Origin of the sequence: Pseudomonas sp. MUP55 (assembly GCF_034043515.1) — a bacterium.
GTDB lineage: Bacteria > Pseudomonadota > Gammaproteobacteria > Pseudomonadales > Pseudomonadaceae > Aquipseudomonas.
Map to the genome: position 1 here is coordinate 5,139,405 of NZ_CP138214.1, position 14,614 is coordinate 5,154,018.

Sequence of the window (14,614 nt, forward strand, 5' to 3'; positions counted from 1 at the left end):
CTTGCAGCTGCTACTGTTGCACCTGATAACCGCGACTGCTCAGGCAGTTGCCCTGGGCCTGGCGATAGGTTTGCACCACCGCCGGGTCGGGGGCGTAGGTGACCGTGCGAGGGTCGAAACCACTCTGCTGCACGGCCCAGCGATAACAGTCGTAGCCGTCTTGCTGCACCTGGGCCGGCGACTGGCCGTTGGCGGGATACGCCACCACGTCATAACCGTTGCCCTGAGGCGCCGGTTGCGGTGCCGGCACGGCCGTCGGCGGTTGCACCACTACGTACTGCGCCGTGCTGCTCTCGTAGGCGTAATAGGCACCGGCGGCGAGAAAGAACAGCGAACTGCCCACCCACACTTCCCGCGCGTAATCCGGCAGGTATTGCACACGGATACCGTACGGCGGCGTCACCACCACATAGCGCGGGCCTTGCGGGCGATACCAGTAGCCGCCGGAGTAAAAGTAATCCTGGCCACGGTAGGGCACGCGGTAATTGCGGTCGGGAAAACGGTCGACGACGTAGCCTGGGCGATATTGCGGGCCCGACCCCCAACCGTTGCCGTGCCCATCGGGACGACCTGGCCAGCGGTGGTCGCCAGGACGGCCATTGTCGCCAGGCCGTGAACCTGGACCGCCCGCCTCCCAATGTCGGTTGTCGTCGTTACGCCGTGGGATATCGCGGTAATAGCCCTGGCGCGGCTCCTGGGTCTGGCGCACGGTATCGGGCCGCCCCTGGATCGGCAGGTTATTCGACGGCTGCGGTTGCGGCCGCCCCGGTTCATTCGCCTGCGGGCGCCCTTGCCATTGACCGCCGCCATTCTGGCCGCCGTGATCGCCATGGGGGTTCTGCGGGCGCGGCTGATTGTTCTCCGGGCGCCCACCGCCTTCCGGCCCCCGCTCGTGCTGCCCGCCGCCACCCTGTGGGCGCTGCCCCTGGCCCGGTGAGTTATCGCGTTCGTCGGCCACCGCCTGGGCGCCCACGCTGACCACCAGCAAACCAACACCTGCCATACGCCAGATGCGCTTCATGCTTTTCCTCACTGCGGATTAGGGCCTGTTCATGAGACTGGAAAAGCCTCGCCCGGTTCTGAGAGAGGTTATCAGTCACGAGAAGTATTTTCTTGAAGGAAAAGAAAAGGGGTGACCCGTCGGCCACCCCTTGAGAATTTCGTCCTGGCTCAACGCTTTTGACGTTGGCTCACCTCACGCCGTCTTCTGGACAGTGTGCAGCCTGGAGGCCGGCTCAACCCTGCTGGGGTGGCGGCCGCAGCGGGCCGGATTGGGCCCGCTGCAGTGGACTGTTGTCCAGGCGGTGATTCTGTTGATAAAGATACCCGTCTGCGCCCGATGGATGATTGCGAAGATTGCGTCAATAAACAGTGCTTGCGCAATTTTTAACCCTTCATGGATAATTCACCGCAATAGTTACGACAAAGGCTAACCCAATGAGCAAGCTTGACCGATACGACCTGAGTATTTTGGCGGAATTGCAGCGTGACGCACGGATCTCCAACCAGGAGCTGGCCGAGCGTATCGGCCTGTCGCCTTCGCCCTGCTCGCGCCGGGTCAAGCAATTGGAGGACGACGGCTACATCGCCCGCCAGGTCGCGTTGCTCGACCGCAAGATGCTCGGCCTGAGCCTGACCGCCTACGTATTGATCGGCATGGACCGGCACACCCCGGAACGTTTCGAGAATTTCGAAGCGGCCATCCGCACCCTGCCCCAGGTGCTGGAATGCAGCCTGGTGACCGGGATGGATGCCGACTATCAGTTGAAGGTGGTGGTGCCCGACATGGACCACTACCAGAAACTGCTGCTGGGCCACCTGACCCGGATTGAAGGCGTGACCAGCGTGCGTTCAAGCTTCGTGCTCAACCAAGTCTTGAACAGTACCGAACTGCCCCTGACTCACCTGCGCACCTGAGAACACTTAGGCTCAAATGTGGGAGGGGGCTTGCCCCCGATTGCGGTGGGTCAGTTGATAAATGTACCGACTGACACTCCGCTATCGGGGGCAAGCCCCCTCCCACATTTGAAGCACACTTCGATCCAGGTCAATGTAGCGTCTGTGGACACTGCCTTATACTTGCCGCCTGCCCTCGTCGGAAAAGCCCATGAACAACATCGATCCCGCCCTGTTCGAAGAATGGATGATGACCGGCCTGGTCACGATCCTGATTATCTTCATGGGCTTTATCGTCTGGGACCTGGCGAAAAAATCCAAGGCCGGGCGCTTTGGCTCGTTCATTCTGTTTTTCGTGCTGGGCCTGGGCGTGGCCGCGTTCATCATCAAGAGCGTGGTAATCGGCCTGATCGAGTCCGGCGCCTTATAAGCGCGCCGGTACGGCCTTCCACTGGCCCTGGTCGAGGCCTTCGATAGACCAGTCGCCAATGCGCACGCGCACCAGGCGCAATGTCGGCAGGCCCACCGCCGCGGTCATGCGCCGAACCTGACGGTTTCGCCCTTCGCGAATCACCAGTTCCAGCCAATGGGTAGGCACGCTTTTGCGAAAGCGCACGGGCGGGTTGCGTGGCCATAAATCCGGTTCCGCCAACGGCCGGGCCTCGGCGGGCAAGGTCATGCCGTCGTTAAGCTCCACCCCATCGCGCAGGCGTTGCAGCTGTTCTTCGGTGGGTTCGCCTTCGACCTGCACCCAGTAGGTTTTCGCCAGCTTGTGCCGGGGGTCGGCAATGCGTGCCTGCAACTGACCGTCGTTGGTCAGCAGCAACAGGCCTTCGCTGTCACGGTCCAGGCGGCCCGCCGGGTAGATGCCGGGGATGTCGATAAAATCCTTGAGGGTCGCGCGCCCGCCTTCGTCACTGAACTGGGTCAGCACATCGAAAGGCTTGTTGAACAGGATCAGCTTGGGCTCGGCCGGCGGCGCCTTGGCGACACGACGCGGGCCTGCATGCGGGGGTTTCACGCCAGGGCGGCGCGAATCGGGACGGGGTGGACGGGACATGGCGAAAAGAACATCTAACGGTCAGGACCGACAATGCTAGTGGCCTGACCGCTAAATGACCATCCCAACCGCTTAACGGAACGGTGGCTCGTCGAAGCTGCGCAGTTTGCGCGAGTGCAGCGAGTTGAGTTCGGTGCGCAACAGGTCGACGGCTTCGATGCCGATCTTCAAGTGCTGGCTGACCGCACGCTCATAGAACGCGTTGGCTGAACCGGGCAACTTGATCTCGCTGTGCAGCGGTTTATCCGACACACACAACAAGGTCCCGTACGGCACGCGCAAACGGTAGCCCTGGGCGGCGATGGTGCCGCTTTCCATGTCTACCGCCACGGCGCGCGACAGGTTGATCAGCGGCCGTTCCTGGGCCCAGCGCAGCTCCCAGTTGCGGTCGTCGTAGGTCAGCACGGTGCCGGTGCGCAGGCGTTTTTTCAGCTCTTCGCCTTTTTCGCCGGTGACTTTCGCCGCCGCCTGCTGCAGCGCAAGCTGCACCTCGGCCAGGGCCGGGATCGGGATGTTCGGCGGCACCACACGGTCCAGGATCCCATCGCGACGCATGTAGGCGTGAGCCAGCACGTAGTCGCCGATGGTCTGGGATTGGCGCAGGCCGCCGCAGTGCCCGATCATCAGCCAGCAATGCGGGCGCAGCACAGCGAGGTGGTCGGTGATGTTCTTGGCGTTGGACGGGCCCACGCCGATGTTCACCAGGGTCACGCCGTGGCCGTCACTGGCCTGCAGGTGATAGGCCGGCATCTGGTAGCGGTGCCACACCACGCCCGCGGCAATCGCCGACGCTTCGCCGTGGTCCATGCCTTTATCGATCACCACGTTGCCCGGCAGCACCATGCGGATAAACCGTGGGTCGCTGCGCAGTTGCTCCAGGCCATGCAGGATGAACTGGTCAACGTAGCGATGGTAATTGGTCAGCAGGATCCACGGCTGCACGTGGCGCCAGTCGCTGCCGGTGTAGTGCACCAGGCGGCGCAGGGAAAAGTCCACACGGGCCGCGTCGAACAGGGCCAGGGGCAGCGGGTCGGTGTTTTCCCAGTCATACAGGCCGTCGGCGATGCCGTCGGTGGCGGCGGACAAGTCGGTGCTGGGGAACACGCGGGCCAGGGTGGCAGCCGTCACGCCGGAGCCGGCCAGTTCGTCGCCCTGCTCCACCACGTAGGGGTAAGGAATGTTCTGCTGGCTGACGCCCACTTCCACCGTCACGGTGAAGTCGTGCATCAGCGGCACCAGTTGCTCCAGCAGGTATTTACGGAAGGCCGCCGGATGGGTGACGGTGACGCTGTAGGTACCCGGCAGCTGCACCTTGGCATACGCCCGGGTGGTCTGTGGGACTTCGCCGTGGCAGTGGTAAGTCAGGCGCAGTTCCGGGTAGCGAAACAGCGCACGTTGTTCGGCGTCGGGTTCGACGCGATCCTTGAGGTATTGCTTGAGGGCTTGATTGAGCGCGCCAGTCGCACGCTCATGCAGAGCGGCCAGCCGGTCCACGGCCTCTTCAGCGGTTTGAACGACAACAAAAGCTTCGGTCACGGTAAGCATCCTGTGTTCTGGACTTGCAGGCCTTTATCTTGCCTGTATCCAGGCTGCACTGAAACAGTCGGATTGGAATGCTCTTAATAATGTGGGAGGGGGCTTGCTCCCGATAGCGGAGTATCAGCCACCAGATGTATTGGCTGACACACCGCTATCGGGGGCAAGCCCCCTCCCACATGGGTTCGTGTTCAGGCAGGAGTTGAGCGGGCGACAAGGGCTTGTACATCCACGCCACGCGGCAAGGCGCCATACACTCGACCGTGCGACTCGCCCAGGCGACTGGCAATAAACCCATCACTGACCGCCGCATTCCCAGCCTCCAGCAACAGCTTGGCCTGCAGCGCCAGGGCAATATCCTCGGTCAGCTGGCGGGCGCGGTATTGAATATCCTGGGTGTCCATGAACGCCGACTTCAACCGCTCGATGTGCCGCGCCAGTCGCGGGTCGCCCTGCCCGTCGCCGAGTTCGACAAACAACGCCTCCAGCACGCCCGGCTCTTTCGACAAGGCCCGCAGCACATCCAGGCATTGCACGTTGCCGGAGCCTTCCCACGTCGAATTCACCGGCGCCTCACGGTACAGACGCGGCAGGATGCTGTCCTCCACATAACCGGCGCCGCCCATGCATTCGGCGGCTTCGTTGATCATGGCCGGCGCCCGCTTGCAGATCCAGTACTTGCCCACCGCCGTCACCAGCCGGGCGAACTTGGCTTCCTGTTCATTGCCCAGATGATCCAGCGCCCGTCCCATGCGCAGGCTCAAGGCCAGGGCCGCTTCGCTTTCCAGGGCCAGGTCGGCCAGCACGTTCTGCATCAGCGGCTGTTCGCTGAGCACGCGGCCGCCCACCGAGCGATGGGCGCAGTGATGGCTCGCCTGGGTCAACGCCTGGCGCATCAGTGCGCTGGAGCCAACCATGCAATCGAAGCGGGTCATGGCGACCATCTCGATGATGGTCGGCACGCCGCGCCCCTCTTCGCCGACCATCCAGGCCAGGGCGCCACGGAACTCCACTTCGCTGGAGGCGTTGGAGCAGTTGCCCAGCTTGTTCTTCAAACGCTGGATGTAGAACTCGTTGCGCGTGTCATCCGGGCGATGCCGGGGCAGCAGGAAACAGGTCAGGCCCTTGTCGGTCTGGGCCAGGGTGAGGAAGCCGTCGCACATCGGCGCCGAGCAGAACCATTTGTGGCCCACCAGTTCGTAGGCCTGCCCCGGACCGCCCGCGCCCACCGCGTAAGCTCGGGTAGTGTTGGCGCGCACGTCGGTGCCGCCCTGCTTTTCGGTCATGGCCATGCCGATGGTGGCACCGGCCTTGTGGGCGATGCCGACGTTGCGCGGGTCGTATTGGGTATTGAGAATTTTCGGCAGCCAGAGGTCCGCCAGGTCGGGCTGCAGCCGCAGGGCCGGGACGCAGGCGAAGGTCATAGTCAGCGGGCAACCGCTGCCCGCTTCGGCCTGGCTGTGCAGGTAGGTCATCGCGGCCCGCGCCACGTGGGCGCCGGATTGCGGGTGGGTCCACGGCAACGACGGCAGGCCATGCTCGACGGCGGTGCGCATCAGCTCATGGTAGGCCGGATGAAACTCCACCAGATCGATCCGATGGCCGTAACGGTCATGGCTGTTGAACACCGGCTTGTGCTGATTGGCCAGAAACCCGGCCGCCATCAACGGCCCGCCGGCCAGCGCACCATAGGCATCGATACGCGACTCGGCCCAGCCGGCGCCAAAGCGACGCGCCCACTCTTGCAGGGGCAGGTCGATGCGGTACAGGTTGGTACCGTCAAGGGACGGCGGCTGGTTGGTGACGTCGTGGGTTTCGGCAAACCGGTGCAGGTTCATGACGGGCCTCCTGGAAAAAAGGCCACGTGACACCGAGGCCCTGATTTCAGTTAAGCACCCTCAAACGCCTTAAAAAAGTGGCATACGCGCCGAATGCTCGGCGCTTTCGCCTTGCTGCGGACACAGTACGAGACGCTCCAGTGTCGCCTGCAAAGCCTCGAAACGCACCGGCTTGGCCAAGTGCTCGCTCATGCCGATGCCATGGCAGCGCTCACGATCGGTCACATTAAGCGCGGTGCTCAGGCCGATCACCGGCAACTCACCGCAGCCCGGCAAGGCACGAATCTGGCAGCACAACGAGAAGCCGCCCTCAGGCACATCCAGCACCACCGCGTCGAACCTGCTCTCCTGCAAAGCAGCCAGCGCCGCCGGGCCACCGTCCACCGCTTTGACCCGATAACCCAGCTTGAGCAGCATGCCACGCACCGCCAGTTGCGCCACGCTGTTGTCATCCACCAACAACACCGTGCACGCCTGCGGCGATCGTTGTGCAGGCTGCACCTGCGCGGCCGTCTTTGGTTCGGGCGGGATCGTCTTGACGTCCATTTCCAGCTGGAAGCGACTGCCCTTGCGGGGCTCTGAATGATGAGTGAGACGTCCGCCCACCAGCTCGATCAACTGCCGGCAAATCGCCAGGCCAATGCCCAGGCCGCCGTATTCGCGGGTCATCGAGCCATCGAGCTGGAAGAAGCGCTGGTACAGCGTGGCCTCGTCCAGAAAGGCGAAGCCGATACCGGTGTCGGTCACGATAAAGCTCAAGCGCCATTCGCCATCTGCCTGGGGAACCCCCACCACGCGCAAACGCACCGCGCCGTGGTGGGTGAATTTGAAGGCGTTGTCCAACAGGCAATCCAGGCACTGGGTCAGCTTGTCGGCGTCACCGATCACCCGGTCCGGCACGGTATCGGCAACGTCCACGGAAAATTCCAGGCCCTTGGCCTGGGCGCTGGCGGTGAACTGCTGACGCAAGGTATCCAGCACAGCGCGCAAGCCGAACACCTGCGGTCGGGCAGCCAGGCGGCCGGCCTGCAACTCGGTCAGGGTGAGAATGCCGTTGACCATGCGCATCATGTCCCGCGCCGAACCTGCGGCAGTTTGCTGGTACTGCGCCAGCTCATCGTCCAGAGACTCGGTTTGCATCAGTTCAAGGGAGCCGATCACGCCGTTCATCGGCGTGCGCAATTCGTGGGTCAAGGTGGCGAGGAATTCATCCTTGAGCCGATTGCTGCGCGCCAGTTGCTGGTTGAGCACTTCGAGCTTCTGACTGGCGTCGAACAGGATCTGCGCCTGCTGCTCGCGCATGCCGTTGATGCGGTCGGCCAGGGCCAGGGACAGCAGCGCGACTTCGATGGCCGAGCCGATCTGGCTGGCATACATGGTGAGGAATACGTTGGGCAGATAGCCCAGCACCATCAGCGTATTGACCACCCCGCCGAGCAAGAACGCCGACCAGGCGATGATGAAATAGCGCGCCATGCGCTGGCCGCAATACCAGGCCTTGATCGCCGCCACGAAGATGGTCACGGTGAACACCAGCGCCAACGCAGTGGCCAGGCGCAGCGCCACCGCGTAGCTGGTCACCAGCGCCAGCACCATGACCAGCCCGCCACAGGACGCCAGCGCCAGCAGGGTGCGGTTGAGCCAGCGGCTGTGTTGCGCAGTGTGCAGGAAGCTGCGCGCGAACAGGCTGCCAAACAACGCCGCCGAGCCAATCAGGAATGGCACCGCCGCGTTCGCCCACCACGGGTTGTTCGGCCAGAAGTACTCCACGGCCACGCCGTTGACCGACAACTGATACAGGCCGAACGAGGCGATATACAGGATGTAATAGAGGTAGCTGGTGTCGCGCACACTTAAATAGATGAACAGGTTGTAGACCAGCATGCCCAGCAACACGCCGTAGATAGCGCCCAGCACATACAGGCGCAGCGGCTGCTCTTCCATATAGGCAGTGCCTGCCCAGAGGGTCAACGGCGCCTGGATCGAGCCTTGGCTCTGGAGGCGCAGGTAGACCGTCTGCCGCTGGTCGGGTACGAAGTTGAGCTTGAACAGGTAATTGCTCTGGCGCACTTCGCGGCTGGAAAACGGCAACGCGCTGCCGGTGCGGGTGGTCAGCCGATAGTTGCCGGTGCCGTCGTTCTGGTACAGGTCCAGGCGATTGAGCGGCGGGTAAGCCAGTTCCAGAAACCACGTACGCGGGGAGCGGGGGTCAACGGCGGTGTAGTGCAGGTTGACCTTGAGCCAGAACACCGAGCGCGAATAACCGGCATTGAGGGTGGGCTTGTCGTGAGTCTTGAATTGGGTGGCGTAGGCAGGGGAACTGACGTCGGCGATGGTGAGGGTGCCGGTTGGGTCTTCGAGCACTTGCATAACCCGGCCCAGTGGCAGGCTTGGGGTGCTCTGATTGAACTCGACGGCACCGGCCAGCAGCGGCAGCCCGCACAATAATAAAATCAGCAAATAGCGCATAGAGCCCCAGCGTGGCCTGTCCGGTTATGTCAAAAAGCCCCCCATCCTTTTGAGAAGACGTATACCGGCGATACAGTAAGTTGTTTGGATCCACTCTAGCATAGCCGCTAAAGGCCATTGGACACCATTGGAACTATTTTTCGGATGGCTCTGGGACGCGGTTTTCAGGGACATTCATTCGTTTTTCCGTGATTACAAAGGCGCTGCGCAACGCAACATTCCCTTATCGCCGGACAGCCACGCAAAAAGCGTTTGGTGGTAAGCTCGCGCACCATGAATATCTACAGCTCTCGCCCTGTTGTTCTCTGTCTCTCCGGCCACGATCCCAGTGGTGGCGCCGGCTTGCAGGCAGATATCGAAGCCCTGCTCGCCCAGGGTTGCCACGCGGCGCCTGCCGTCACCGCGCTGACCGTGCAGAACACCGTCAACGTCAGCGACTTCCGCGTGCTCGACCGCGAGTGGGTGCTGGCCCAGGCCAATGCCGTGCTCGGCGATTCGCAAGTCGCAGCGGTGAAGCTGGGCATGCTGGGGTCTACCGCGATGGTCGACACGGTGGTCGAACTGCTGCAGGCGCATCCGCACCTGCCGGTGGTCTGCGACCCGGTGCTGCGCGCCGGCGGTGGCGGCAGCCTGGGCAAGGATGAAGTGGGCTATGCGATGCGCGAGCGGCTGTTGCCCCTGGCACTGATCGCCACGCCCAACCTGCCCGAAGCGCGCATCCTTGCCGAATTGCCTGACGGCAGCGCCGATGAATGCGCCGAGAAGCTGCTCCCGTTCATCAAGCACCTGCTGATCACCGGCGGCCACGGCGACGAGCACGAAGTGCACAACCGCCTGTACAGCCGCGACGGCAGCCGCCACACCTACACCTGCCAACGTCTGCCCGGCAGCTATCACGGCTCCGGTTGCACGCTGGCCAGCGCATTGGCGGGGCGACTTGCGCAGGGCGAAGGCCTGGCCAGCGCCGTACAGTCGGCGCTGAACTACACCTGGCGCACCTTGCGTGACGCCGAACAACTCGGCCAGGGCCAGTTCGTACCGCGTCGGTTGCCACTGGATTTCTGCTCGTAGCTCACCGTTCACCACCACTTACCGCTCGTCACAGCAAGGGGCTTGCCCGATGAAACTACGTGGCCTTTACGCCATTACCGACAGCCAACTGTTGGCCGGCAAGTTCCTCGCCTACGTCGAAGCGGCGCTGGAAGGCGGCGTGACACTGTTGCAGTACCGCGACAAAAGCAGCGACGACGCGCGCCGCCTGCGTGAAGCCGAGAAACTGCGTGAGCTGTGCGCGCGCTACAAGACTCAATTGATCATCAACGACGACGCCGAACTGGCCGCACGCCTGGGCGTGGGCGTGCACCTGGGCCAGACCGACGGCCCGCTGACCCCGGCCCGTTCGCTGCTCGGCTCCAGGGCGATCATCGGTGCCACGTGCCACAGCCAGATCGAACTGGCCGAACAGGCTGCCAGGGAGGGCGCCAGCTATGTCGCCTTTGGCCGTTTCTTCAATTCCACCACCAAGCCCGGCGCCCCTGCCGCCAGCCTTGAAATGCTGGCCGAGGCGCGCAAGCGCCTGAACCTGCCGATCTGCGTGATCGGCGGCGTCACCCTGGAAAACGCCGAACCGCTGGTGGCCCACGGGGCCGACCTGCTCGCCGTGGTGCACGGCCTGTTCGGCGCCGACAGCACCCAGGAAGTCACGCGCCGCGCCCGTGCATTCAACGACCTTCTTAAATCTTCAGTTTAGAGAGCCCGATCATGTCCCGTTCCGAAACCCTGTTTGCCAACGCCCAGAAACACATCCCCGGTGGTGTGAACTCCCCCGTGCGTGCGTTCAAGAGCGTGGGCGGCACGCCGTTGTTCTTCAAGCACGCAGAAGGCGCCTATGTCACCGACGAAGATGACAAGCGCTACGTCGACTACGTCGGCTCCTGGGGCCCGATGATCCTCGGTCACAGCCATCCGGACGTGCTGGACGCCGTACGCCAGCAGCTGCAGCACGGTTTGTCCTACGGTGCTCCGACCGCGATGGAAACCGAGATGGCCGACCTGGTCTGCTCGATCGTGCCGTCGATGGAAATGGTGCGCATGGTCAGCTCCGGCACCGAAGCCACCATGAGCGCCATCCGCCTGGCCCGTGGTTTCACCGGTCGCGACAGCATCATCAAGTTCGAAGGCTGCTACCACGGCCATTCCGACAGCCTGCTGGTGAAAGCCGGCTCCGGCGCGCTGACCCAGGGCGTTCCGAGTTCGGCCGGCGTGCCGGCCGCGTTTGCCAAACACACCCTGACCCTGCCATTCAACGACATCGCCGCCGTGGAGCAGATGCTCAGTGAAGTCGGCCAGGACGTGGCCTGCATCATCGTCGAGCCGGTCGCCGGCAACATGAACTGCGTACCGCCGGCCCCGGGCTTCCTCGAAGGCTTGCGCGAGCAGTGCGACAAGCACGGCGTGGTGTTGATCTTTGACGAAGTGATGACCGGTTTCCGTGTCGCCCTCGGCGGTGCCCAGGCTCACTATGGCGTCACACCGGACCTGAGCACCTTCGGCAAAATCATCGGCGGCGGCATGCCCGTGGGCTGCTTCGGCGGCAAGCGCGAGATCATGCAGCACATCGCTCCCCTGGGCCCGGTCTACCAGGCCGGCACGCTGTCCGGTAACCCGCTGGCAATGGCCGCCGGCCTGACCACCCTGCGCTTGATCAGCCGCCCGGGCTTTCACGCCGAGCTGACCGACTACACCACCCGCCTGCTGGACGGCCTGCAAGTGCGCGCCGACGCCGCCGGCATCCCGTTTGTGACCACCCAGGCCGGCGGCATGTTTGGCCTGTATTTCAGCGGCGCCGACGACATCGTCACCTTTGATGACGTCATGGGCAGCGACGCTGACTTGTTCAAGCGCTTCTTCCACCTGATGCTCGAAGGCGGTGTGTACCTGGCACCAAGCGCCTTTGAAGCCGGCTTCACCTCGATCGCCCATGGCGATGCCGAGCTCAAGCTGACCCTGGATGCTGCCGAGCGCGCCTTCGCGGCCCTGAAATAAGTGACGGCACTGCGCTGACGTTGCCTGTGGCAGCGTCAGATTTGCTACTTTGCTTACAGAGATTTCCTGGTTTTTTCGAGAATTGCCCTGCAATCCGGCAGATAACTTGCCCAAGCAGCAGAAAAACGAGTAAAGACTTTGTAAGCAGAGGCCTGCTTATTTCATAATGCGCGCTTATTGGACTCCTTGAGGGTCCGCGCGCCCCGTCAGAGGTAAGTCGATTCCCATGAAACGCACCGGCCGCACCCTGGTTCTGGGCTGCCTGTTGCTCCTTCAGCCGCTGCTGGCGCATGCACAAGCAGGCGGCAACTCGTTGTTAATCCCAGCGATGGGTCGCTGCACCCTCAATACCCAGCCCGACACCCAGGCCGAAGCCCTGAGCGCGTGCCAGAAACAGGCCGATGAGGGGGATGCGCAAGCGCAGTACGAGTTGGGCGAGTACTACCACGACAGCAAGAACCCGGCCGTCGACCTCAACAAAGCGTTGAGCTACTTCGAAAAGGCCTCGCTCCAGGGCCACGCCCAGGCGCAATTCCAGTTGGGCAATATGTTCTTTCGCGGCGAAGGCGTACCGGCCAATAACGTCCAGGCCTACATCGTGCTGAAAATGGCTGCGGTCAACGGCGCCGAAGACGCGCTGGACACCGCCGACGAAGTCGCCGAGCACATGCAGCGCGATGAACTGGAAGTGGCAACCCAGGTGCTGGGGCAAATCTTCCGCAATTACCTGCAGGAACTGCAGAGTGCCGACGGGCGTTCGCCCTTCTCACCCCTGCCCTGATCGGCCCTACTTCTCAGGCATCGGCATCGGAAACGGCATGACATTGCTCACGCCGCGCGCTTCGCTGATCTTGGGCGTGCCCAGGCGCTCGACTTCATCGATGCGCACAATCGAATGCATCGGCACAAAACTGCGCACCACGCCTTCAAACTGAGCCTTGAGCTTTTCTTCGCCCGGGTCGACGACCAACTGGGTGCGCTCGCCAAAGACGAACTCTTCCACCTCCAGAAAACCCCACAGATCACTTTGATAGATCTGCTTGGCGTACATTTCGAACACCTGGCCCTGGTTGAGGAAAATCACCTTGTAGATTGGAGCTTCACGTTTGGTCATGGTGGGCGAGCAACACATCGGGGATATAAAAGAGGGCGCGAACTATAGCATGGCACCCGATGCACAGCGCTAGGAACCAATGGGCATGCCCCCTATAATGCGCGGTTCTTTACCACCAGTTGACGATTCCCATGGCCAAGAAGCTTTACATCGAAACCCACGGTTGCCAGATGAACGAGTACGACAGCTCGCGCATGGTCGATCTGCTGGGCGAACACCAGGCCCTGGAAGTCACCGCCCGCGCCGAAGATGCCGACGTAATCCTGCTCAATACCTGCTCGATCCGCGAACGGGCCCAGGACCGTGTGTACTCGCAGCTGGGCCGCTGGCGCGAATTGAAGCTGGCCAACCCGGACATGGTGATCGCCGTCGGCGGTTGCGTGGCCAGCCAGGAAGGCGCCGCGATCCGCGACCGCGCGCCCTATGTCGATGTGGTCTTCGGCCCGCAGACGCTGCACCGTCTGCCGGAAATGATCGACGCCGCGCGCGTCACCAAGTTGCCGCAAGTAGACGTATCGTTCCCCGAAATCGAAAAATTCGACCATTTGCCCGAGCCGCGCATCGATGGGCCAAGCGCCTACGTGTCGGTGATGGAAGGCTGCAGCAAATACTGCACCTTCTGTGTAGTGCCCTACACCCGTGGCGAAGAAGTCAGCCGGCCGTTCGACGATGTGCTGGCGGAAATCATCCACCTGGCCGAAAACGGCGTGCGTGAAGTGACCCTGCTGGGCCAGAACGTCAACGGTTACCGTGGCCTGACCGACGATGGCCGCCTGGCCGACCTGGCGGAGCTGATCCGTGTGGTCGCCGCCGTCGACGGCATCGAGCGCATCCGCTACACCACGTCGCACCCGCTGGAGTTCTCCGACAGCCTGATCCAGGCCCACGCCGAAGTGCCGGAGCTGGTCAAGCACCTGCATCTGCCGGTGCAGTCGGGCTCGGACCGCATCCTGTCGGCGATGAAACGCAACCATACGGCCCTGGAGTACAAATCCAAGCTGCGCAAATTGCGCGCCGCCGTGCCAGGCATCTGCATCAGCTCCGACTTCATCGTTGGCTTTCCTGGCGAGACCGAGAAAGATTTCCAGCAGACCATGAAGCTGATCGAGGACGTGGGTTTCGACTTCTCCTACTCGTTTGTCTACAGCCAACGCCCGGGCACCCCAGCGGCCGACCTGCTGGACGAAACCCCGGAAGCGCTGAAAAAGGAACGTTTGAATGCGCTGCAACATCGCCTGAATCAGCAGGGTTTCGAGATCAGCCGACAAATGGTCGGTTCGATCCAGCGCATCCTGGTGACCGATTATTCGAAAAAGGACCCTGGCGAATTGCAGGGCCGCACCGAGAACAATCGCATCGTCAACTTCCGCTGCGATAACCCGACCCTGATCGGCCAGTTTGCCGACGTGCACATCGACGCGGCCCAGCCGCACTCGTTGCGCGGGTCTCTGGTCCAGTAACACCGATCCAATGTGGGAGGGGGCTTGCCCCCGATGGCGGTGTGTCAGCCAGTACATGCGGTGACTGGCACTGCGCTATCGGGGGCAAGCCCCCTCCCACACTGGGACCGTGCAGCATTCCGATAACGTAAGTGCTTTCGCACACCGACGCCTGGCGTTATTCTCTCTTTCACCTCAACAGCCAAAGGGCGGCTAA

At 62.7% G+C, this 14,614-nt stretch carries 13 protein-coding genes; 7 read left to right on the forward strand and 6 right to left on the reverse strand.

Going from position 1 to position 14,614, the window contains the following annotated elements:
* Positions 1–10: 10 nt before the first annotated feature.
* Positions 11–1,021 (reverse strand): DUF6515 family protein, encoded by a 1,011-nt coding sequence (locus SC318_RS23135; protein ID WP_320428597.1) that lies wholly within the window; start codon positions 1,019–1,021, stop codon positions 11–13.
* Positions 1,022–1,437: 416 nt separating this feature from the next.
* Here SC318_RS23135 and SC318_RS23140 point away from each other — a divergent pair, with 416 nt between their 5' ends.
* A complete protein-coding gene (locus SC318_RS23140; protein WP_003194418.1) occupies positions 1,438–1,917 on the forward strand; it encodes an Lrp/AsnC family transcriptional regulator in 480 nt (159 codons plus the stop codon).
* 199 nt (positions 1,918–2,116) lie between these two features.
* The gene (locus SC318_RS23145) at positions 2,117–2,326 is read left to right on the forward strand and encodes a DUF2788 domain-containing protein (RefSeq protein ID WP_025999909.1); all 210 of its coding nucleotides are present in this window, start codon (positions 2,117–2,119) and stop codon (positions 2,324–2,326) included.
* Here SC318_RS23145 and SC318_RS23150 read toward each other — a convergent pair.
* The 4 genes from SC318_RS23150 to SC318_RS23165 all read right to left on the reverse strand — a co-directional run bounded on the left by SC318_RS23150 (position 2,321) and on the right by SC318_RS23165 (position 8,799).
* Positions 2,321–2,956, reverse strand: coding sequence for a pseudouridine synthase (locus tag SC318_RS23150; RefSeq protein ID WP_320428598.1), 636 nt, complete (start codon positions 2,954–2,956; stop codon positions 2,321–2,323). The two genes, SC318_RS23145 and SC318_RS23150, sit on opposite strands and share 6 nt — an antisense overlap.
* Positions 2,957–3,028: 72 nt before the next feature.
* Complete coding sequence (gene amn / locus SC318_RS23155; protein ID WP_320428599.1) at positions 3,029–4,501, reverse strand: AMP nucleosidase; 1,473 nt, start codon at positions 4,499–4,501, stop codon at positions 3,029–3,031.
* 182 nt (positions 4,502–4,683) lie between these two features.
* Complete coding sequence (locus SC318_RS23160) at positions 4,684–6,330, reverse strand: acyl-CoA dehydrogenase family protein (RefSeq protein WP_320428600.1); 1,647 nt, start codon at positions 6,328–6,330, stop codon at positions 4,684–4,686.
* Positions 6,331–6,399: 69 nt separating this feature from the next.
* Positions 6,400–8,799: a hybrid sensor histidine kinase/response regulator gene (locus tag SC318_RS23165; protein ID WP_320428601.1), complete on the reverse strand. Its 2,400-nt coding sequence runs from the start codon at positions 8,797–8,799 to the stop codon at positions 6,400–6,402.
* A 273-nt stretch (positions 8,800–9,072) separates the two neighbouring features.
* On the opposite strand from SC318_RS23165, the gene SC318_RS23170 reads away from it, so the two are divergent.
* The 4 genes from SC318_RS23170 to SC318_RS23185 all read left to right on the forward strand — a co-directional run bounded on the left by SC318_RS23170 (position 9,073) and on the right by SC318_RS23185 (position 12,625).
* Complete coding sequence (locus SC318_RS23170) at positions 9,073–9,870, forward strand: hydroxymethylpyrimidine/phosphomethylpyrimidine kinase (RefSeq protein ID WP_320428602.1); 798 nt, start codon at positions 9,073–9,075, stop codon at positions 9,868–9,870.
* 49 nt (positions 9,871–9,919) lie between these two features.
* The gene (thiE, locus tag SC318_RS23175) at positions 9,920–10,549 is read left to right on the forward strand and encodes a thiamine phosphate synthase (protein WP_320428603.1); all 630 of its coding nucleotides are present in this window, start codon (positions 9,920–9,922) and stop codon (positions 10,547–10,549) included.
* Positions 10,550–10,560: 11 nt separating this feature from the next.
* Positions 10,561–11,844: a glutamate-1-semialdehyde 2,1-aminomutase gene (gene hemL / locus SC318_RS23180; protein WP_306494750.1), complete on the forward strand. Its 1,284-nt coding sequence runs from the start codon at positions 10,561–10,563 to the stop codon at positions 11,842–11,844.
* Between the two features lie 226 nt (positions 11,845–12,070).
* Entirely contained in the window at positions 12,071–12,625 is a 555-nt protein-coding gene (locus SC318_RS23185; protein ID WP_057724919.1) for a tetratricopeptide repeat protein, read from the forward strand.
* A 6-nt stretch (positions 12,626–12,631) separates the two neighbouring features.
* Here the strand turns inward: SC318_RS23185 and SC318_RS23190 are convergent, their stop codons facing one another.
* Positions 12,632–12,958, reverse strand: a complete 327-nt coding sequence (locus SC318_RS23190) for a DUF1820 family protein (RefSeq protein WP_003236992.1) — start codon at positions 12,956–12,958, stop codon at positions 12,632–12,634.
* 131 nt (positions 12,959–13,089) lie between these two features.
* Here SC318_RS23190 and miaB point away from each other — a divergent pair, with 131 nt between their 5' ends.
* On the forward strand, positions 13,090–14,418 hold the full coding sequence (miaB, locus tag SC318_RS23195) for a tRNA (N6-isopentenyl adenosine(37)-C2)-methylthiotransferase MiaB (protein ID WP_320428604.1): 1,329 nt from the start codon (positions 13,090–13,092) through the stop codon (positions 14,416–14,418).
* Positions 14,419–14,614 lie beyond the last annotated feature (196 nt).